At 69.1% G+C, this 19,787-nt stretch carries 20 protein-coding genes; 4 read left to right on the top strand and 16 right to left on the bottom strand.

Annotation, left to right across the window (positions count from 1 at the left end; translation table 11 throughout):
- Positions 1–183: 183 nt before the first annotated feature.
- From ACFPZ3_RS57000 to ACFPZ3_RS56980, 5 genes are all read right to left on the bottom strand, one after another.
- Positions 184–948, bottom strand: a complete 765-nt coding sequence (locus ACFPZ3_RS57000; protein ID WP_379522837.1) for an SDR family oxidoreductase — start codon at positions 946–948, stop codon at positions 184–186.
- Between the two features lie 210 nt (positions 949–1,158).
- Positions 1,159–1,926, bottom strand: a complete 768-nt coding sequence (gene map / locus ACFPZ3_RS56995; protein ID WP_379522836.1) for a type I methionyl aminopeptidase — start codon at positions 1,924–1,926, stop codon at positions 1,159–1,161.
- 99 nt (positions 1,927–2,025) lie between these two features.
- Entirely contained in the window at positions 2,026–3,060 is a 1,035-nt protein-coding gene (locus ACFPZ3_RS56990; protein WP_379522835.1) for a questin oxidase family protein, read from the bottom strand.
- Positions 3,061–3,256: 196 nt separating this feature from the next.
- Complete coding sequence (locus tag ACFPZ3_RS56985) at positions 3,257–4,567, bottom strand: TolB family protein (RefSeq protein ID WP_379522834.1); 1,311 nt, start codon at positions 4,565–4,567, stop codon at positions 3,257–3,259.
- Positions 4,564–5,064: a SigE family RNA polymerase sigma factor gene (locus ACFPZ3_RS56980; protein ID WP_379522833.1), complete on the bottom strand. Its 501-nt coding sequence runs from the start codon at positions 5,062–5,064 to the stop codon at positions 4,564–4,566. Before ACFPZ3_RS56980 ends, ACFPZ3_RS56985 begins: the two co-directional genes overlap by 4 nt.
- A gap of 342 nt (positions 5,065–5,406) precedes the next feature.
- Here ACFPZ3_RS56980 and ACFPZ3_RS56975 point away from each other — a divergent pair, with 342 nt between their 5' ends.
- Positions 5,407–5,814, top strand: a complete 408-nt coding sequence (locus ACFPZ3_RS56975; RefSeq protein WP_379522832.1) for a DUF7144 family membrane protein — start codon at positions 5,407–5,409, stop codon at positions 5,812–5,814.
- Between the two features lie 387 nt (positions 5,815–6,201).
- Here the strand turns inward: ACFPZ3_RS56975 and ACFPZ3_RS56970 are convergent, their stop codons facing one another.
- Positions 6,202–7,539, bottom strand: coding sequence for a carbohydrate-binding protein (locus ACFPZ3_RS56970; RefSeq protein WP_379522831.1), 1,338 nt, complete (start codon positions 7,537–7,539; stop codon positions 6,202–6,204).
- Positions 7,540–7,808: 269 nt separating this feature from the next.
- Between ACFPZ3_RS56970 and ACFPZ3_RS56965 the strand changes: the two genes are divergently transcribed.
- The gene (locus ACFPZ3_RS56965; RefSeq protein WP_379522830.1) at positions 7,809–9,425 is read left to right on the top strand and encodes a glycoside hydrolase family 88 protein; all 1,617 of its coding nucleotides are present in this window, start codon (positions 7,809–7,811) and stop codon (positions 9,423–9,425) included.
- A 319-nt stretch (positions 9,426–9,744) separates the two neighbouring features.
- Here ACFPZ3_RS56965 and ACFPZ3_RS56960 read toward each other — a convergent pair whose 3' ends face one another.
- Together ACFPZ3_RS56960 and ACFPZ3_RS56955 are read right to left on the bottom strand one after the other, a co-directional pair.
- Complete coding sequence (locus ACFPZ3_RS56960; RefSeq protein ID WP_379522829.1) at positions 9,745–9,954, bottom strand: PF20097 family protein; 210 nt, start codon at positions 9,952–9,954, stop codon at positions 9,745–9,747.
- 305 nt (positions 9,955–10,259) lie between these two features.
- Complete coding sequence (locus ACFPZ3_RS56955) at positions 10,260–11,171, bottom strand: phosphotransferase family protein (RefSeq protein ID WP_379522828.1); 912 nt, start codon at positions 11,169–11,171, stop codon at positions 10,260–10,262.
- Positions 11,172–11,401: 230 nt separating this feature from the next.
- On the opposite strand from ACFPZ3_RS56955, the gene ACFPZ3_RS56950 reads away from it, so the two are divergent.
- Entirely contained in the window at positions 11,402–12,001 is a 600-nt protein-coding gene (locus tag ACFPZ3_RS56950; RefSeq protein WP_379522827.1) for an RNA polymerase sigma factor, read from the top strand.
- 2 nt (positions 12,002–12,003) lie between these two features.
- The gene (locus ACFPZ3_RS56945; RefSeq protein WP_379522826.1) at positions 12,004–13,200 is read left to right on the top strand and encodes a CU044_5270 family protein; all 1,197 of its coding nucleotides are present in this window, start codon (positions 12,004–12,006) and stop codon (positions 13,198–13,200) included.
- Between the two features lie 494 nt (positions 13,201–13,694).
- Here ACFPZ3_RS56945 and ACFPZ3_RS56940 read toward each other — a convergent pair whose 3' ends face one another.
- The 8 genes from ACFPZ3_RS56940 to ACFPZ3_RS56905 all read right to left on the bottom strand — a co-directional run bounded on the left by ACFPZ3_RS56940 (position 13,695) and on the right by ACFPZ3_RS56905 (position 19,561).
- Positions 13,695–14,597 (bottom strand): hypothetical protein, encoded by a 903-nt coding sequence (locus ACFPZ3_RS56940; RefSeq protein WP_379522825.1) that lies wholly within the window; start codon positions 14,595–14,597, stop codon positions 13,695–13,697.
- Positions 14,598–14,791: 194 nt separating this feature from the next.
- Positions 14,792–15,154: a hypothetical protein gene (locus ACFPZ3_RS56935; RefSeq protein WP_379522824.1), complete on the bottom strand. Its 363-nt coding sequence runs from the start codon at positions 15,152–15,154 to the stop codon at positions 14,792–14,794.
- Positions 15,155–15,169: 15 nt separating this feature from the next.
- Positions 15,170–15,382, bottom strand: a complete 213-nt coding sequence (locus tag ACFPZ3_RS56930; protein ID WP_379522823.1) for a hypothetical protein — start codon at positions 15,380–15,382, stop codon at positions 15,170–15,172.
- Between the two features lie 89 nt (positions 15,383–15,471).
- Positions 15,472–16,230: a MerR family transcriptional regulator gene (locus tag ACFPZ3_RS56925; protein ID WP_379522822.1), complete on the bottom strand. Its 759-nt coding sequence runs from the start codon at positions 16,228–16,230 to the stop codon at positions 15,472–15,474.
- A 10-nt stretch (positions 16,231–16,240) separates the two neighbouring features.
- On the bottom strand, positions 16,241–17,125 hold the full coding sequence (locus ACFPZ3_RS56920; protein ID WP_379522821.1) for a DUF2268 domain-containing putative Zn-dependent protease: 885 nt from the start codon (positions 17,123–17,125) through the stop codon (positions 16,241–16,243).
- 90 nt (positions 17,126–17,215) lie between these two features.
- Positions 17,216–18,091, bottom strand: coding sequence for a sigma-70 family RNA polymerase sigma factor (locus tag ACFPZ3_RS56915; RefSeq protein WP_379522820.1), 876 nt, complete (start codon positions 18,089–18,091; stop codon positions 17,216–17,218).
- Complete coding sequence (locus ACFPZ3_RS56910; RefSeq protein ID WP_379522819.1) at positions 18,088–18,480, bottom strand: VOC family protein; 393 nt, start codon at positions 18,478–18,480, stop codon at positions 18,088–18,090. The genes ACFPZ3_RS56915 and ACFPZ3_RS56910 overlap by 4 nt, the downstream gene beginning before the upstream one ends.
- A 148-nt stretch (positions 18,481–18,628) precedes the next feature.
- Complete coding sequence (locus tag ACFPZ3_RS56905) at positions 18,629–19,561, bottom strand: GNAT family N-acetyltransferase (protein ID WP_379522818.1); 933 nt, start codon at positions 19,559–19,561, stop codon at positions 18,629–18,631.
- Positions 19,562–19,787 lie beyond the last annotated feature (226 nt).

Below are 19,787 nucleotides of genomic sequence, written 5' to 3'. Positions count from 1 at the left end.
CACCTCTCTGCGGGAATCTGGCGGGAAGGACCATGCCGGGCCCGCGTCCCGGCGCTGGTTTCGCCCTGTCCGCCCCTCCCCCGGGCCGCCCGGTCCTCTATGCGGTGATCTCCCCGTCATGCGGCATCTGCTCGGCCATGCTGCCCGTCTTCGCCGCCGTGAGGCGTACGGACGTCATCCTGGTCAGCCCCGCCCGGCGAACGGCATCCCCGTCGCCATGACGGTCATGAACGGCACGTTCGCCTCGAGCGGCAGGCCGGCCATGAACACGATGGCCTCGGCGACCTCGCGCACGTCGATGGTCGGCTCGGGCGCGAGGGAGCCGTCGGCCTGCAGGACCCCTCCGGCCATGGCCGCGGTCATGTCGGTGGCCGCGTTGCCGACGTCGATCTGCCCGCACGCGATCCCGAAGGCGCGCCCTTCGAGGGAGATCGCCTTGGTCAGGCCGGTGATCGCGTGCTTGGTGGCGGTGTACGCGGCGGCGTGCGGCCTCGGCGTGTGCGCCGACAGGGATCCGTTGTTGATGATCCGCCCTCCGCCGGGCACCTGCTCCTTCATCTGCCGGAACGCTTCTTGGGCGCACATGAACGCGCCCGTCAGGTTCGTGTGCACGACCTGCGCCCACTGTTCGTGCCCGATCTCGTCGAACGGGACCGACGGCCCGAACATGCCGGCGTTGTTGACGAGCACGTCGATGCGGCCGAAACGCGCACGAGTACGCGCGAACAGGTTCCGTACAGCGTCAGGATCCGTCACATCGCACGGCACGAGGAGCATGCTCTCCTCGTCGCCCGCGGCGTCCAGGGTCTGCTGGAGCGCCGCGGCTCGCCGCCCGGCCAGCACCACCCGGTATCCGGCACCGTGCAGGGCCAGTGCGGTGTGCCTGCCGATGCCCGAGCCGGCTCCGGTGACCACGGCGACGCGTCCGCCGCCCGGCTGAGTGTTCAATGGTCGTCCCTCCAGATGTCCGTACGCCACGCTCATGCGTGCGTCGGACAGGCCGACCCTATCGACGTGCGCGAACGGCGGTGCCGTCGGCCGCTCTCGCCGGCTCGGCCCGAGATGAGACGAGGGATCCGCCTTGGCGCGATGGCCGTCAGCGACACGATGTGGCTCCGGTCTCGCCGGAGCAGGCGAATTCCCGGGTGACGATCCCGGCTACGGCAGGGTGAGGATGACCGGGCCGTCCTCGGTGATGGCGACCGTGTGCTCGACGTGCACGCTCCTGCTGCCGTCCGCCGAGCACAGCGACCAGCCGTCGGAGGCCATGTAGTAGTCGTCGCCGCCGCCCGCCATGAGGCTCGGCTCGATGGCGATCACCAGCCCCGGGCGCAGCCGCAGCCCGCGTCCCGGGCGAGCCTCGTTGGGCACGTACGGCGACTCGTGCATGGCCCTGCCGATGCCGTGGCCGCCGAAGTCGTTCTGCATGCCGAAGCCCGCGCCGCGCCCGACCGTGGACATGGCGTGGCCGATGTCGCCCATCTTGCCGCCAGGCAACGCGGCCTCGATGCCGGCGGCGAGCGTCTCCTCGGCGACCCTGATCAGCTTGAGGTCGTCCGCGCGCGCCTCGCCGACCACGAAGCTGACCGTGCCGTCGGCGTGCCACCCGTCCACGTACGCGGCGCAGTCCACGCTGAGCAGGTCGCCGTCGCGCAGCCGGTCCGTGGTCGGCAGGCCGTGCAACATGGTCCCGTTCACCGAGGTGCAGATGACACCGGGATAGGGCATGGCACCGAACGACGGGTGGTAGCCGAGGAACGAGGCGCCCGCCCCCGCCTCCTCGATGACCGTCCTGGCCACCTCGTCCAGCTCCTTCAGCGACACTCCCACGGCGGCCCGCTCCCGCACGGCGGCGTGCACGCCGGACACGACCCGGCCCGCCTCCCGCATCGCCGCTATCTCACCGGCGGACTTGAGCTCGATCACGACTTCTCCTTCGGTCAATAACTATACCGGTATTATTATCACGGATCATAACCGTGTCGACCGGAGAAGGCCGTGCCGAGGACTTCGGGCGCATCCCGCTCAGGAGGGAAAGGGTTCGATCAGCGTGACCGCGCGGACCACCGCGGCCAGGGCATCGGGGTCGCCGGTGCGGTGGTGGACGTCCAGGGCGGTGTCGGCGAGCTTGATCACATGCTCGTCCCCGTGCCGGACGGCGAGGTCGAACACCTCCTCCGCCGATCCAGGGACGACGGGCAGATCCCGCCGGGATGCGGCCTCGGCGGGGGCGTAGGCGGCGGTCACCGCGGCGCTGGCCGCCCACGCGGCGTCGAGGCTGGCACCCCAGACCTCCGCGGGCAACGCGGGGAGAACCCGCAGCACGGCCGTCGGCGCCGTCGCGGTGTGGACCAGCATGACGGGAGAGCCGTGCGCGTGAGTGACGTAACGCAGGGTCGCCGCGTCGGCAAGCTCGGTGAGACGCGTACGTGCCTGCTCGGCATCGGCGGCCGGCCTGAGCACGGCGAGCGACGAGCCCCACCCGGCGATCTCAGCCAGTTGTCCGAGCCGATGGTTGATGCCCATGCTCTGGTCCGGGACGCGGGGAACTCCGGCCAGGGCCAGCCCCGGTCCGGCGGTACCGGACGGCGCGCCGAAGCCCGCGATGGCCTGCCAGCGCGCCGCCCAGTAACCGAGCGCCTGGCCCAGCTCGGCAAGACGTGTCTCGTCCTGCTGTCGCGACAGCGCGTGGACCGCGTGCCCGGTGCGGATCACTCCGTGGGTGGCTCCGGCCGCGATACCGGGCAACAACCGTGGCCACCATGTCTCCAGTACGGCACGCCACGGCTGCTCCCCCAGCTCCCTGTCGAAGAACGTCAGCCAGTCGCCGAGACGGTGAGGATCGCCCAGCGCCGCCCGCCAGTCCCCGGCGCCGATCGGCGAGGTGGCGCGCGGAAGCTCGTCCAGCCGGGCGATGTAGCTGTCGAGCCAGCGGTGCACCTCACGGTCGTATCCGTGCCTGACCATCGATTCGACCGCCATCGGGCCGTGGTTGGACAGCCATCCTTCGAACTCGGGGCCGGTCCTGTGCAACCGCTCGTACGCTTCTTCCAATGTCATGACATCAGACGCTAATGGCCGGTTGTCGGCACGCACCTCGGTCCCGCGACCGAAAGCCCTCCTCCTTTGGACCTAGGCATGTCAGGCCTTCCCCGGCTGCTGAGCGTCGCGGCGTCACAACCGCGGTGTGCAACCCCGCTCCCCCGTCAGGCTGTCTTCGTCACGTGAATGGCCATCGAGTCGATCTGTCCGTCGACTACTTGATCGCGGCCAGGTCCAGGACGTACATCTCGTTCCCGATCGGGTAGGTCATCAGCCGGTCGAGGCCGCCGTCGGGGATCGCCATGGTTCCTTTCGCGTCCGTCCGTATGCCGAGATCGGCGGACCTGCCGGTGTCGGCGTCGTAGAGCGTCAGGACGACCTGGTTCCCCGGTCCCCTCAACGTGACCTTGAAGAAGCGCTCCAGACCGGCGTCGTCGCCTTGCTGGAAGGTGCTGGGCAGTTCGCGCTCCGGGGAGCCGTCGCGGTCGCGGACGAACCTGCGCAGGACCGTCTGGGTCCGCACCGTGTCCGGACACCGGCGAGTGCCGCACTTGATCTCCTTACCGGAGCGGTCGCGGGGGCGTTTGACCTTGACGGTCTTGTATCGCACCGCCACTCCCGCGCACCGGTCGACGCCGCACCTGACCTCCTCGTCGGACTTGACCACGGCGTCACGCCGCTCACCGGTCTCGACGTTGAACAGCTCGCGGAAGATCGCCTTGCCGCGGTGGATGCCCACCCACGGCCATTGCAGGATGTGGTGCCGCTCGGCGCCCTTCACCGGCTGCGGCGAGCCCCCGGCCAGCGGCGCCCGGTAGACCCCGCCCTTCTCGTAGGCGAAGACCACGTCGGAGCCCGTCACCGCCAGCCCGTTGATGTGCCCCTCCTTCATGACGTTTCCGAGCGGAACGTCGGTCACCGGCCGAGGCCGGCCGCCGGCCGCCGGCACCGTCCAGATCCGGGCGACCCGCGGGCTGTCCGCCTCCTTGTAGGACGCCCACCAGACGATGTTGCCGCCGCCGGCGGCGACGCCCTCGGCGAAGATCGCCGACCCCTTCGTCGCGGGGATCTCGGCGATCTGCCTGGGCTCGCCGGTGCCCAGGTCGTAGCTCCAGAGGAACTGACGCTTTCCGTCGGAGACGCCCGTCATGACCAGCAGCGTGTGATCGTCGAGGAGTAGCTGCGGGTAGTACGCGCGGCCGTCGGGCAGCTTGGCCGGGATCTTGTGTACGGCCTGCGGCCACACCTTCTCGATGGGCGGCGGAATCCTGTCCGCCGACGACTCGGCCCCGCCGGTCGCGGCGACCGGGGGGTGCGGCTCGGCCTGCGAGCGCAGGGCGCTCACCGCCGCACCCGCCCCGCCTGCCACCAGGACCACGGCCGCGGCCGCGAACACGGCGGCGGTACGCGCCCTGCGCCGGCGATGGCCCGCCTTGACCGTCGCGGCCAGCCCGGCAGGCACCTGCGGCGCACGGTCCGCCGCTCCGGAGAGGACACGGCTCAGCTTCTCTTCCAGATCGGTCATCGCATGCTCCCGTGGGTCGCCGGTGAGGAGGAAAGGGAGGAACGCAGCTTGGCCAGGCCCCGGAAGGCCTGGCTGCGCACGGTTCCAGTGGAGATCCCCAGTACCTTGGCGATCTCGGCGTCGGTGAGCTGCTCGTAGTAGCGCAGCACCAGCACGGCACGCTGCCTGCGGGGCAGCGCGGCCAGCTCTTCCCAGAGACCCTGTTCCTCGTCGGGCGGGAAGACTTCGTGGTGAACTCCCTCCGGCGGCTCTCCGGTGAGGTGTTCACGCCTGTGCCGCCGCCAGACGCTGATGTGCAACCGTGCCATCGTGGTCCGGGCGTAGCTGTGCGGGCTGTCCTTGCGTCTCACCCTCGGCCAGGCGCCGCGCAGCCGTATCAGAGTTTCCTGGACCAGGTCGGCGGCGTCATGAGGGTTTCCGGTCAGGACGTATCCGTAGCGGAGCAGCGTGCCCGCCTGCTCGGCCACGAAGTCGTCGAAGCCGGGTTCGTCATCCACTTGTCGTCCCTTTCGATCGTCATGCACCAGACGGCCGAAGGGGCGAAGGTGTTGCATCGCTCGGCAAAATGTTTCCCGTGATCTCCGGAGGCCTCGGAGGGAAGGGGCGTCACGCGAGGAGCGCGCCTGCCGGCGTTCCGGGCGACCGGTAGAGGACCTGTCCTCAAGGAGTGTGCCATCGCTCTCACTGAGGACAAAAAAGCCCCAAGAAAGAACATATCAAGCACTTAGTACGCATATATCGCTTTTGTCGTGTTCTGTTTGGGCAGGCGATATGACTACGTCTCAATCGAGGCGAGACCGGGAGCCCGACGAAAGTCGGCTCAAGGGAAGGGGTCTTCGATGGCCTATCATCACGCACCTCGAATCACCGGCTGGGTCGGCTGGGTCTGGTTCGCCGGGATGCTCATGATCATTTCTGGCGTCTTCAACATCATCGGTGGCCTGTACGCGGTCATCAACAGTGACGTCTACGTTCGCACCCCGATGAGGCTGCTGTTCTTCGACGTGTCCACCTGGGGATGGCTGCACCTCATCTTCGGAGTGGTGCTCTTCCTCACCGGGCTCGCCCTGAGCGTCGGCCAGACATGGGCGCGGGTGGTCGCCGTTGTGCTCGTCATGCTGAACGCGATGACCCAGCTCACCTGGATCGGGGTGAACCCATGGTGGTCGCTGGCCGTCATCGCGGTGGACGTGCTGGTGCTGTACGCCCTGATCGTGCATGGCCGCGAGGCCAAACTGGACGCCTGACGGGCCGCAGGCGGTCAAGGAAGCCCCGGCGGTGGAGGACGCCGGGGCCTGCCGGGCCGTGAACGAACGCCGTGCCGTCACGGCCCTGCCGCGCGTGTGACTCCGGTGGCCGCCTGTCCGGCGATCCGCTCCGCCAGCCGGACGGCCACCGCCCCACACGGCTCGACCAGTCCGTTCAGTTGTTGTCGACGAACTGCTGGGCCAGGGTCCTGCCCCAGGTTGGTGGCCTGCGTATGGTTCTCGATCGTCGTCACCTTGGTGCCGGAGCCGGTGAACACGATGTGGGTGACCCCGCTGTCGGTGCCGCCGTTGCTGGGGTCGGGGTTGATGCCGAGGTCGGCGGCCGCCCGGTACGACGCCTCGCCGATGATGCCGCTCGGCCCCGTGTCACATCACGGTGTACTCCACCTGCCCGTTGTAGACGATCGCCACCACCGTGCCGCAGCCGATGCCCTTCGTCCGGTAGTCCCAGATGGAGCTGGGGCTGGGCACCACCATGTACGGGAGCTGGGCGGAGTTGAGCGGCGTGTCCGAGGTGGTGTGGCAGAAGGTGTCGGGCAGGAAGCAGCAGTCGGTGTCCTCGTTGCACTGCGAGGTGCGCACGCCGTCGCAGTCGATGTCCATGTCGCCCTTCCAGAACACCGCGCCGCTCTTGTCGCACACCGCCACCGTGGCCGTGCCGACGTCGGAGTCGGTCTTGTACTTGCCGTTGGAGATCTGACCGCAGGACGTCACCTTCGCCAGCAGCTGGTCGGCCGTCGGACCGGCGGTCGAGCCGCCTGTCGTGGCCGTGACGGCGGCGCTGCGCGCCGACTCGTTGCCGGCCGCGTCCAGCGCGGTGACCGTGTAGGTGTGGGTGGAGTTCGCCGCCAGGCCGCTGACGGTCGCGCCGGCCGCGGGCGAGGTCGCCACCACGGCGCTCGCCTCGTAGACGCGGTAGCCGGTGACGCCCACGTTGTCGGTCGAGTCGGTCCACGCCAGTGAGATGCCGGCGGCCGAGGTGCCGGTCACTCTGAGGCCGCCGGGCACGCTCGGCGCCTGGCCGTCGGGGCCGCCCGAGCCGCTGACCGAGAGCCGGTCGACGTTCGGGCCGCCGTTGGCGGTGGTGCCCGTCGCCCGGATGGTGTTGACACCCGCGTTCAGGGTCGCGGTGACCCGGCCGTCGGTCCAGGTGTCCCAGTTGCCGGTGCCCGGGAAGGCCACCCCGGCCGCCGCCGTGGCGCCGTTGACCGCGATGTCCATCGGCCAGTTCACCGCGGTGCCGTTGGCGTAGCGGAAGGTGAGCGTGTGGGCGCCCACCTCGGCGACGTTGACCGACCACTCGATGGAGCCGCCGGCCGCGTTGACGTAGTCGACGAAGCCGGTGCCGGTGTGGTTGGTCGCCACCATGGCCTGGGTCAGCGTCGCCGCCTCGGCCTGGTACTCCGTCGCGGGGACGTCCGCGGTCGTGACGTCGAGGTAGTCGAGGTTCGGGTTGCCGCCCGTGTTCGCGGCGGCGACCCGCACCTTGTTGTCACCCGCGGCGAGCGTCGCGGTGAGCGTGGAGGTCGCCCAGGTGTCCCAGTCGGCGGTGGCGTTGAACGCCCGCGCCGCCGCCACGACGGTGCCGTTGATCGCGACGTCGCCGGGCCGGTTGGCGGCGGTGCCGTTGGCGTACCGGAACGCGAGCGTGGCGGTGCCCGCGCCGGGGGCGTTGATCGTCCACTCGGTGGAGGAGCCGAACACCCGTCAACACATTAGCGATCTTGGAGCGTTCCATTATTTAGGAAGCTTTCCTAACTAAATTTTTGGTACGGGACATAGACGTCGGATGTGGTGACCCGCTGGACAGGCCGCTCAATGGCGTTATATGGCTGTTAGTCAGGCATTGATGGGAGGAGTCGCGCGAAGCTGCGCACACCCCCTACCCGCCTGAGAGCATCACAAGCCATCAACTCTCAGGTGAGACATGGGATGTCTCACCTCGTCACACATTCACGGGTAAGGAGAACGCCTTGGCCTTCGGAATCCGGCCTTCAGTCATCGGACGTCCTGGGTTACGGCGGCGAGCGGTCGTCGCCGTCGCCGTCGTCGCGGGGCTGTTGTCAGCCCAGCCGATGACCGCGGCCCGCGCGGCGGCCACGCTGCACGAGGCGGAGGCCGCGACGATCTCGCAGGGCGTCGTCGACTCCGACCACGCGGGCTTCACCGGCTCGGGCTTCGTCAACTACGACAACCTGGTCGGCTCGTACGTCGACTTCACGCTGACCCCGGCCCAGAGCGGCCAGGTCCGGCTGGTCCTCCGATACGCCAACGGCACCACCGCCGACCGGCCGATGCGCATCACGGTCAACGGCGCCCAGCTCGCGCCCGGCCTGTCCTTCCCCGGCACCGGCTCCTGGACCACCTGGCGCACCGTCACCGTCCAGGCCACGCTGCATACCGGCGCGAACACCGTCAGAGCCACCGCCACCACCGCCGGCGGAGGCCCGAACCTCGACTCCCTCACCGTCGACGACGGCGCGCAGGGCGGCACCGACTGGTCGAAGGCGGTGGTCGACTCGACGATGGCCCGCCTCACCCCCGCCTCGCTCGGCGGCTGGGACTACACGCGCGGCCTCTACCTCTGGGGCCAGTACCTCGTCTGGCAGCGCACCGGCGAGGCGAGATACCTGCAGTACATCAGGGACTGGGCGGACCGGTTCGTGGACGCCTCGGGCAACATCGGCCAGAGCTTCAACAATCTCGACAACATGCAGGCCGGCAACGTGCTGCTGGCTCTGTACAGGGAGACGGGCCAGGCGCGCTACCGTACCGCGGCCACGAAGATCAGGACCAGGCTGAACACCTACCCGCGCACCGCGGACGGCGGCTGGTGGCACGCCACGTCCGACTCCCGCCAGGGCCAGCTCTGGGGCGACGGCGTCTACATGGTGGACCCGTTCCTCGCGCGTTACGGGGCCTGGGTAGCGGGCGACTCCTTCACCCTGGCCGAGCCGGCCAAGCAGATCGAGGTCTACTGGAGCCACCTGCGGCGCACCTCGGGGGCGGCGGCCGGGCTGCTCTACCACGCCTACGACGAGCCCGGCGGCCTGACCGCCTCCTGGGCGCAGCCGTCGCTGGGCGGCACCAACGGCATCTCGTGGTGCCGGGCGATGGGCTGGTTCGGCATGGCCACCGTCGACATCCTGGAGACCATCCCGGCAGACCACCCGCGGCGGGCGGCGCTGATCGGCATCCTGCGCGACCTGGTGCCCGCGTACGCCCGGTGGCAGGACCCGGCCAGCGGGCGCTGGTTCCAGGTGGTCACCGAGCCGGGCAACGCGTCGAACTGGACGGAGACGTCGTGCTCGGCGATGTACACCTACACGATCTCGCGCTCGGTGGAACGCGGCTACGTCGACGCCTCCTACCGGGCGAACGCCGACCTGGGATATCGAGGCGTGCTGGCGAAGGTGTCGCTGGGCGCGGACGGGCGTAGCAACATCGTCGACATCAGCGAGGGCACCAACGCCAGCGCCTCACTCGGCTTCTACTTCGGCCGGGCCAGGCCGGTCAACGACTTCCACGGGCTGGGGGCGTTCCTCATCATGAACGAGCAACTCTCACGGGTCGGCCCGGGACCGACGTAAGCCGGGGATCAGTGCCGGCGGCCGGCTCACAAGGGCCGGCCGTCGCGCGCATGTCGGCGTGGATGCCGCATGACGGCTGGCGGGCACTGATCGGTGGTCACAGGCTGCTCGTCGATCCGCGGCTCTCCTCGGGCGCGGACCACTCAGGCGCCGTCGGCGTCGCGGACGAGAGTGCCCCATCCCGTCGGGAGCAGCAACGGCCACTGACCGTGCTCGCGAAGCGCCAGGGTGAGCCGGCTGCTCGCGGCGTCGTAGGACTGTACGGCTCGGTGACGCTGATGAGGGTAGAAGCTCGTCGAGCAGAGACATTCGCGTCGGGTCAACTGCCTGGTATGACTACGGTGCCGCAGGCTTCGCATCGCATCGCGTCGACGCTCTGGTAGCCAAAACCGCGCGTCAATCGCACGCCGCCGAAGTCACCCAGCACGCCCATCCGCTTCTTGAACTTGACTCCGGGCGACCTACCCACCACAACCCCCGACTCCATCACGTTGGAGCAAATAGGGCAGGACAGTGCAGCATCCGTCACAACCCAAGCCTACGGCGGTGGCCGCCGGCTCGACGCCCACGAGGGTCCACCTGGCCCGGGATAACGGCGCTTATCGCGTTCAAGGAACCCTTCTCACCCAAGACGGAGGTCTTTTGCTACTCCCGGGTGCCGCTATTCGCATACGCGGCCTTACCAGCAAGACCGAGCCCGGACGAACCGCGTTGTCGACGTCACGGACCAACACCACCGCGCGGCCGATCCTGTGGCGGTAGGCGTTTCAGAGATCGCCATTCAGATTGAGCGGTTGAACGATGAGGCCGGGGCTGCGCCCAGACCGCCTGGGCTCAGCCCAGCGTGTCCATCAGGGCGGTGACATAGGCATCCAGCCGCTCCTCCACGGCTCGCGTCGTCAGCTCTGTCCTGCCTGCCTCCCGCCATGGCTGCGCCACCAACCGCACCTCTTCCGAGAACGCCAGCCCGTCCCGCACCTGCCAGTACAGCCGCTCGCTCGTGGCCGCGGCCAGCACCCCGCCGGCCTGCTCATACGCCTCAGCGAAGCGCAGACCCCACGCCGGGCCGTGCAGCAGCGCGAGATTGGTGGAGCAGTGCGCCACATCGAGGTCCGCCGGGCCCCAGGAGGTCGCTGCCCAGTCGACGACGCCAGCGATCCGGGCACCTGCCGGCGTTGCGGGCGGCACGTCGAACAGCACGTTGCCGGGTTGGAAGTCCCGGTGCAGGAATCGCCCTTCATAGGGCGGCGCGGGCCTGCGGATCACGTCGATCGCCGCGGCCCATGCCGCCGCGTCGGCGCCCTTCGGAACCACGACGGTGTCGGCGGTCGTCAACGTCACATACTTCCGGGGCCGCTCGGCGGGTCGCAACGCGTGGATGGCCACGAGTTGACGGGCCAGCAGCGGAACGCGCGTCTCCAATCCCTCATCGTCGAGGACCGTCCGGCCTGCCAGATGTGTCATCAGGAGCGACGGATACTCGCACTGCGCGGCGCTCGGATCAACCGCGACCAGTTCAGGAGCCGGCACGCCGGTCTCCGTGAGCAGGGACAGGGCGCCGGTCTCCCTGTTCAGCGAGTCCTCGGCGCCTCTCAGGTAGAACGGGTCGACGAAGCTCCGCAGCACCAGGTCACGGGTGCGTCCGTCCCGCGTGCCGATGGTCAGCCTCCGCATTTCGGCGGTGATGCCGCCGTGCAGCGCCTCGGTCCTGACGATCCGTTCGCCGACCTCCAGATGCCGGCTCACCCAAGCCAGTGTCAACGGTCGGACAGCCGCCTCATCGTGGATGGTCATCGTGCCACCTCATCATCCCGACGGTGGCACGCGCCAAGGCTTTTTGGAGGCGATGGCCGCGCGGCTCGGGCTTCCGTCTCGATGTTCTGCACGACGGCCGGTGAAACACTTGTCCGTCCATCGGTGAAGGAAGGCAACCGTTCAAGCTACGGAAGGCAGACAATGACACGAAAGATCTGGATATGGCCGCAGTGACCAGGGCGCTTCCGGTCGAGGAGGTCAGCGACGCGGCAATCATTGAGCAATCCCGGCGAGACCCTGAACGCTTTGCCGCGGTCTTCGACCGCTACTACTTCCAGATTCACGGCTTTGCCGCACAGCGGTTAGGGCCGAGCCTGGCCGACGACATAGTCGCAGAGACGTTCCTGATCGCCTTCGACCGACGCGACCGCTACGACGTGTCGCGTGAAGATGCCCGGCCCTGGCTGTACGGGATCGTCGCCAACCTGATCGCCCGGCATCACCGCGCGGAGGCCAGGTGGTATCGGGCGCTTTCCCGGACACCTCTCGCACAGGCCGACGACGGCCACGCCGACCAGGTTGCGGGCCGTGTCGACGCGGAAGCGCACCGGGCGCCCCTGATGGCGGCGCTGGCAAAGATTCCCAGTTCCCACCGGGAGGTACTCCTGCTCGTCGCGTGGGGCGGGCTGAGCTCGGAGGAGGCGGCCGGGGCGCTCGGCATCACCGGCGCCGCCGTCCGCACCCGGCTGCACCGGGCCCGCAAGATCCTGCGTGCCTCGCTGAACGGCGCTGAGCCGACGATGGTCGAAAGGAACGGTTGATCATGGACGACATCGAGATGCTGCGCGCTGCCCGCCCGCAACCCGACGCCCCCTCGCACGCCGCCTACACCGCCGCCCGCGCTGCCCTGCTGGAACGGGCCGCCGGTGGCCCGTCGCCCACGACGGTGCGGGTGTCGCCACTTCGGAGATACGGCCTGCGTGTCGGAGTGGCCGCCGGCCTGGCCGCGGCACTGGCCGCCGGGGTGACCATCGTCCAGGTCGGCCTGGCCGGCTCGCCGGGATCGGACGGCATCACGGGCCTCGTCGCCGCGCCACCCGCGAACGCCCAGCAATTGCTGAAGGCTGCCGCGCAGGTGGCCGCGGCCGAGCCGGACCTGCGTCCCGGGCCGGGTCAGTACCTCCACATCGAGAACCGGGTCATGAGCTATCAGGCCGTCGGCTCCTCCGGCGCGTACCACACCGGCACCGAGGAGCGGTGGGTTCCCACCGACGGAGCCAAGCAGTGGCTCGTGCGGGAACAGAAAGGCAAGACCGAACCGGTGCCCGGCGTGCCGATGCCGTCGCAGCGGCCCGTTCCGGGCGGGACCACGAGCGTGGCGGACTCCCTGTATGAGTCGTCCTGCGCCACCGGATCCAAGGCCGCCATCACCGAGGTCCGGATGAACGACTGGCCGGCCGATGTGGCATTCCTGCGCAAGCAGGTCCGGGCCGAGGCCGCCAAGTACACAGCCATACCGGAGAAGCTCCGCGAGTGGAACGCGGTCGGCACCCTGCTCGGCTCGGCGGTGTTCCGGCCCGGTCTCGCCGCGGCGCTCTACCAGATCGCCGCTGAGGTCCCCGGGATCACCCTCATACCGGACACGGTCGACGCCGCGGGCCGCGCGGGCATCGCCGTCGCGTTGGAGAACGACGGCACCCGGTCGGAGCTCATCTTCGACAAGCAGACCTACCGCTATCTGGGCGAGCGATACGTGGCGACCGAAGACAAGACCTCCACCATGTCCGCTGCGCCGCTCTCCAAGGAGGATTTCGACGATCTCAAGCGGCAGATGGTGGCGAAGGGCATGGATCCAGCAGAGGCGACCAAGGAACTGGAGGCCCTGCGGAAGAAGAGGACGGTGACTACGTTCACACCGCGGGGCGTGGTGATCAGTTCCTCCGCCGTGGTCAAGGTCGATCTGGCGGATGCCCTGCCCCCGCTCTCGACGAAGGTCTCCCGCATGACGATCCCCTGCTGAGATACGGTCGACCTTCGTCTTCCGGGAACCGATCACCGCGCAGTCCACCGGAAGCCTGGCAGCCGGCCGCCACTGGTTCATCTGCCAGCGACGATGCGGCGACAACCCCTCCGTCCAGCAGGGCTCCGGTCGTGTCGCCCGTACACCCTGGGGCTAGGGCTGGGCTCCTGCGACGCACATCTCCGGGGGCAATGACTTCCACCCCGTACCGGGACTGCCGGACTGCGCACAGGGACCGTTCCGCACGTAGCGTCCCTGGTCGAAATCGAGAACCGGCAACTGCATCACCACCGTTCGTTCGGCGGCAGTTGCCGGTTTCTCTTCGCGCAGATGCCGACACTCCGCGCCGGCATCCACGAAGCCCTCCGATCATTGCCCACGAGCACTGAGGAACCTGCAGCTTCCCCATCGCTCCCACCGGTCCAGGCGCCCTGGCCCAAACCACCGACGAACGCGAGCAGTCCCGGACCCGTTGGACGCGACAACGGGCGGTTTCAGGTACGTGAGCTTTGCGCTGTTGGACGAGCACCAGCCTGCTTCCGCTTCACGATGATCTGGGTGACGGGGCCGATGATCGTGCTGACGCACAGTCCGATCAGCAGCGCCGAGATGGAGTAGCCCCACAGAGTGGTCTGAATGCTTTCCTGGTCGCCCAACCCCGGATCGGTTGTGAAATAGACGGTGCAGAGCAGCAGCGGTCCGGCCGCGCCCGCGAGAGCACCGCTCATCCACCGGCCCTGCTGCGCTGCCGCCCATGCCGCGACGATGCCGCTGATCATCACTGGTCCGATCAGCCCGGCGGTGACCCCTCCGGCCTCCATGAACGTCGCCTTCACCACGTACTCACCGGTGTCGCTGCTCAACACGCCTTCCGTGAGCATGGGGTCGAAGGTCGGCGGCCTGTCCCACCACCAGGGTCTGGTGAACTCCACAAGGGAGATCCACAGGGTATAGGCCACCAGGCCGATTCCGACTTCCCGATGCCGTAGCGCAGCCATCGCCGCGGCGAGGCCGATCGTTCCGCCGATGATCGTCGCCCAGGCCACCTCGGATGGGCTGGAGTTGATGCCCTCTTCCGGCGCCGCGGATGCCAGGGTGTACAGGAGCGAGGCAGCGATCAGGCAGGAGCCGAGCCAAGCCGCGGCCGGCAGCCACAGCCAGGACCACGACGCACGATGGAACAGACGGTAGGTGATCGCGGAGGCGACCAGCGTGGAAGCGGCCGGATACCACGTGGAACGGGTCACCGCGTGGTCCCAGCCGACGTACTCGTCGAAGGGGCCCAGCCTGGTCGTCCACCGATTGATGCCCAAGCGATCCGCAGCGAGGACCTGCACGGCCGCCAGAGCGGCAGCGACCAGTGCGCAAACAATTGAGGCTGCGAGCCGCCGCCTCACGTTTCCACCCCCAAGACTCCGCCGACGAGGCAGAGCCTCCAACATGCGCGAAGCCGTCATGACAGACACTCTGCAACATCGAGATCTGTGATGAAGCAGAACTACCCGGCCACTGGTCGAATGCAGGCTTCACCGCCTCCTCCAACCTGCCGCCGACGACGCGTACGGCGACTGGAACGCCGCACGGCCGGCACTCAGGGACGGCGCACGTAGACGACCGAGAACGGCGCGTCACCGGGCAGACCCGCCGGTCCGTAGCACCAGACGTCGACGTCCACCCGGGGCGGAGCCGCGTAGTCGCCGATGTTGCCCAGGTGGCAGGAGGAGCCGTCGCCGCCGGTGCCGCCGTACTTGCCGACGGCATCCCAGCTCACCCGGTAGTGGCCCGTACCGAGGCGGACGGCTCCTGGCGTCTGGCCGGTGCTCGACCAGGAGCGGGTGTCGTCCACGACGGGAGCGGCAGGAGCGCCGGAGATCCGCGCGTACGCGGCGGGAACCGTCCTGTCGACGTGCGGCCCCGACGCGCCCGCGTACGACAGGAGCCAGGGTGTGTCCACCGGCTGGGGCGTGGGTCAGCGCCGTTGAACGGGATTCGCCGCGGTCGCGGTCGGGCCGGCGCCGTCGCGCAGGCCCACCGTGTGGTCGAGGAACTGGCCCCATACGAAGCCCCACTGGGTGATCCGCCGTTCGGAGAAGATGTTCTGGTCGACGTCGTTGAAGACCCGGGCGATGGAGAACGACGTCCGGTGGCGGGAGCGGCGTCGGGTGACGGGCTGTTCTTGCACTCCTGGAGCGTCAATGGAGAACCTCGGGCCAGTCACCTTTGGGGGCGATTATCCCCTGGGGAAATCGCATCGCAGAATACAATTCCGGGCTACATCCGGGTCCGCGCGTACGCTTGCAGTGCGTCGCGGACGAACGTCGCCCCCGCGGCGTCGTCGTACATGCCGGCGAAGCGGGGGTCGTCGACGTACATGTCCCCCATGCCTTTCACCATCTCGATCGAGCATTCCCGGTCGCCCTCGGCCGTGGGGGTGCCCGGGATCCGGCTCAGCCACTGGACGTGCCGGGCAGCCAGTGACTGAGCGTGTCCCGACGTCGGGGACACCCCGGCCTTCGCCGCGGCGACCCATGCGGCGACGAGGTCCTCGACGTCCCGCTTCCAGGCAAGCTGCTGGTCAAGGGTCTTGCCGTGCCACCAGTCGTTGCTCACCTGGAACGCGCGCTCGCCCCAGCGTGAGATCACCTCGTCCTTGTAGAGGTCGTTGAATCCCGCCAGCATGACGTCCATCCGTGGTTCCGCCCCCGCCTGCAGCGCCTCGAGCGTGTGGCGTACGGATTGGATCTGCCGTTCGATGCGGTCCCGTTCCTCTTCCAGTTCGGCGATGTGGGCACGGAGCCCGTCGCCCGTGTCCACCTCGTCGGCCAGGACCTCGGCGATGGCCGGCAAGCTCATCCCGAGCCGGCGCATGAGCAGGATCCGCTGGAGCCGGGCGACCGCGACGGCGTTGTAGTAGCGGTATCCGTTCGCGCCGACCCGGGACGGGGCCAGGAGCCCGACGCGGTCGTAGTGACGCAGGGTGCGGCTGGTGATGCCGGCCCTGGTCGCGAGTTCCTGGATCGTCCACTCCATCCTTCCAGTTTCACCCGTGGCGGAGCGTGGTCGCGATGATCTCCGAGCTTGCGGCGTGCAGGGCCTGCGCCGCCGTCTGCCCGGTCACCGCCAGGTAGGTGTCGACCAGCCGGTTGCCCGCGGCGTACCCGGCGCCCATCGGCAGTCCCACCGGGGTGAGGCCGAAGCGCTCGGCGCTGGGGTCGCCGTGCACCCAGGCGGTGAAGTTCTGCATGCCTGTCACGTCGAGCCCCGTGAGCACCTTGCCGAAGACCTCGTCGTCGTGCAGGTGCGGCACGCCGATGCGGGCGGGGCCGAGCTCGTCGCCATAGAGCTGGCGGGCGAAGGCGTCGGCCAGGCCCTCGCCGACGATGTGCTCGCCGACCGTGACGGTCATCGGGTCCCACACCACCCCGCCCGGGCCCCACCGCAGATTGTGGTGCAGTTCGTGCACGGCGGTGGCCTCCAGCCGCTCCACGTTCTCGGGGAAGGGCCAGAACGTGATGGCGATGTGGCCCGAGATGCCGCCGAACCCGGTCAATCCTTTGCAGGGACCCATGAAGTGTTCGTCACCCGGATCGCCGAGGACGAACAGCACGGTGATGTCCGGGGCCTCCAGTCCCGGCGTCGCCTCCAGCAGTACGGCGAGAGCGTCGTCGAGCGCGCGTCGCATCCGCTCCCAGGCCCCGGCCGCCGCCAGGGTTTCGAGCGCGTCGAGGCAACGCTCCTCGTCGCGGTCGATGGGGAACCCGGACGTCTCGAGGTGCACGGCGACCAGGTCGACCTCGCCGGGGCTGTAGCGATACATGCCCCTGTTGGCCTCCAGCATCGAACGCAGCAGGTCAACGCGGTCCGCGACCGGGGCCAGCAGGATCCGCCTCATGGCGGAGTAGGTGTCAAGAACTGTGATCGACATGGCCCCGATGCTAGAAGTTGACGCAGCGTCAAGGTCAAACCAGCGGTGCTCTTGCGCGGTCGATTCCGCCCTCTCCCTGACGACACCGGCTCAGGCCGGGTCGGGCAACTGGATCGAGGCGAGTTTGGCCGGGTCGACGACGATGTGGATACCGGTGATCCGGCCTTGGATGACGGTGAAGGCGATGACGGAGAGAGGGGTTCCGTCGGGACGCCAGGACATCTGGCCGGGGATGCCGTTGACCAGCACGGGCCGGTGGCGGGCGATCTCGCCGGAGAACATGCGGGCGCCGGCGGCGACCTCGGTGGCGCCGAGGGTGACGACCATGCCGCCGGGGGTGTCGACGGTCAGCTTCACGTCCGGGTCGAGGACACGCAGGAGCGCTTCGAAGTCGCCGCCGAGGGCGGCGGCGCGGAACGCCTGGACGACCTCCTGGTGCTCGCGACCGGGGCCCGCCGGCCGGTCCGTGGCTTGGACCTTGCGGCGGGCGCGGCTGGCGATCATCTTGGTGGCGGCGGCGGATTTGCCCAGGATCTGGCCGATTTCATGGAACGGGACCGCGAACATGTCGTGCAGGACGAACGCCAGGCGCTCGCCCGGGGTGAGCGAGTCGAGCACGACGAGCAGGGCGAGGCCGACCGAATCGGCCAGCGCCACCTGCTCGTCCGGCGCGGGGTCGTCGGCGGGCGTTACCACGAGGTCCGCGAACTCGTGCCCGTAGGCGGTCTCGGGGTGGGCTTGGCGGGATCTCAGGAGGTCCAGGCTGATTCGGCCGACCACGGTGGTCAGCCAGCCCGCCAGGTTGCCGATGCTCGCCTCGTCCTGGCGGACGAGGCGCATCCAGGCTTCCTGGACCACGTCCTCGGCGTCGGCGTGCGAGCCCAGCACGCGGTACGCGAGGGCGCGCAGCCGATCGCGCTGGGCCTCGAACGCCTCGGTCACCAGGCCGGACGGGTGGGCGGTCACGGCTTCCGCTGCTGGCGGAGCGAGACCCGGTTGCCGTCCGGGTCCACCGCCTCGATGCGGACCCCGAACGGATAGTCCACGGGCTCGGACTCTTCGAAGGTGACGCCGCGCCGGCGCAGGATCTCGAAATCCTTGCGCAGATCGTCGGATTCGAGGATCAGCGGGCCGGGCGCGCCCTGCCGCCCCACGTCGCCCGGCTGTCCCGCGGCCGCCGCGTGCGACCACAGGAGGATCTGCACCGGGCTGTCGGGAACGCCGACGGTGAGGAACCGTCCGTCGGGCCCCGAGAAGTCGATCCGCTTCTCCAGGCCGAGTCCCCCGGTGTAGAACTCCAGCGCGCGGTCCTGATCGGTGACGTAGATCGTCACGTACATGATGTCGGTCAGCATCCCGTTCTCGATTCACTCGTTGGTGTGACGACCGTTCGTATTCGGTCGTCGCACCTATGACGAGCGCCGGCGGGAAAAGGTAACAGGACCGGTCCGCCGGAGCGGTTACTCACCGGCGACCCGGGACCAGGCAGAACGAAACGCCCGCTCAGTCCTGGAGGTCGTTGGAGAGGTTGATCCGGATCTCCGTGTTGCGGTATCCGGCGCGCCCGAACGCGGCCGCCATCGGCGCGTTGCCCACGTCGGTGGTGGCGGTGACGCGTAGCTCTCCGTTGGCCGCGTGGATGCGGGTGATCTCGGCGAGCACCTCGTCCACGTACCCGCGCCCCCGCAATTCCGGGACCACCCCGAGATACCCGACGTTCACGTTGTACGGCGTCGCCGAGGGGATCGCCATGCCCGCCACCTCGCCCTCGTGCGTATAGGCGATCCGCCACCACTCCCGCTTGCCCGGCGCCCTGAGATAGAAGTCCAGCTCTTCGCGCGCGGTCGCCTCCACGCCCTTGGCCGCCAGGTTCGCACGGGTCTGGGCATCCAGGCTGCCCTCGGCGATTCTCGTGAACACCGCCAGGAACTCCTCGTCGGACGCCTCGGCGAACCGCAGCACACCGGTCGCCGGGGGCACCCCGTCGGCGGGTGTCCACTCGTACTGCAGCCGCTCCACTTCCCGGGTCAGGCCCGCCGCGTGTGCCGCCGCCCGCCGCCATCCCACGGCCGTCGAGGTGGCCGGATCGTCGCGCCAGCCGCCGGCCGCCTTGATCGCGTACTGCACCGGCTGCGGGAATCCGGCCAGCGCGGCCCCGATCAGCTCGGCGGCGATGGCGGCGCGGTCGCCCATGGCGGGATCCACGTCGAGGCAGTCGAGCGCGACCGGGTGCGCGCTGCCCCTCGGCCCCCACCACAGCGCCCGCCCCACGACGCGGTCGTCAACTTCGGCGATCCACGTCCATTCCGGCCGGTACATGTCTTCGGCCAGATCGGCGAGGTAACGGTCGGCGGCGATCCAGCCGACGGGCTCGGTCACGATCCACGCGGTCACGCGGTCGCGGTCGGCGGGGACGGTAGGGCGATAGGAGGTCACCCGGATAAACTAGCGAACCTTTGTCACCATCTGAGCCAAGTGTCCGCTTGAAACCCGCCCTCGTTTACCTACGACGAAGTGCTCGCGCGCCGTCTCGGGCGGTGACGGCCATCGACGTGACCCGTCCCCGCAGGTCCCGGACAGGCGGCGCCGTTGGAGACTCGGGAACCGCTTGCCTCCGACTTGGCAACAACTGCTGTCCTGATCTTTCGCCGAAAGGCCCACA

This window comes from Nonomuraea insulae, assembly GCF_042656245.1.
This window is presented reverse-complemented; position numbering and strand designations above follow the sequence as displayed.

Coding starts and splice junctions, on each gene's coding strand:
- ACFPZ3_RS56990 (WP_379522835.1), bottom strand. CDS start 3,060: ATGACATTGGAAGAAGCGTACGAGCGGTTGCACAGGACCGGCCCCGAG.
- ACFPZ3_RS56985 (WP_379522834.1), bottom strand. CDS start 4,567: ATGACCGATCTGGAAGAGAAGCTGAGCCGTGTCCTCTCCGGAGCGGCG.
- ACFPZ3_RS56975 (WP_379522832.1), top strand. CDS start 5,407: ATGGCCTATCATCACGCACCTCGAATCACCGGCTGGGTCGGCTGGGTC.
- ACFPZ3_RS56950 (WP_379522827.1), top strand. CDS start 11,402: ATGGCCGCAGTGACCAGGGCGCTTCCGGTCGAGGAGGTCAGCGACGCG.
- ACFPZ3_RS56945 (WP_379522826.1), top strand. CDS start 12,004: ATGGACGACATCGAGATGCTGCGCGCTGCCCGCCCGCAACCCGACGCC.
- ACFPZ3_RS56925 (WP_379522822.1), bottom strand. CDS start 16,230: ATGGAGTGGACGATCCAGGAACTCGCGACCAGGGCCGGCATCACCAGC.
- ACFPZ3_RS56920 (WP_379522821.1), bottom strand. CDS start 17,125: ATGTCGATCACAGTTCTTGACACCTACTCCGCCATGAGGCGGATCCTG.
- ACFPZ3_RS56910 (WP_379522819.1), bottom strand. CDS start 18,480: ATGCTGACCGACATCATGTACGTGACGATCTACGTCACCGATCAGGAC.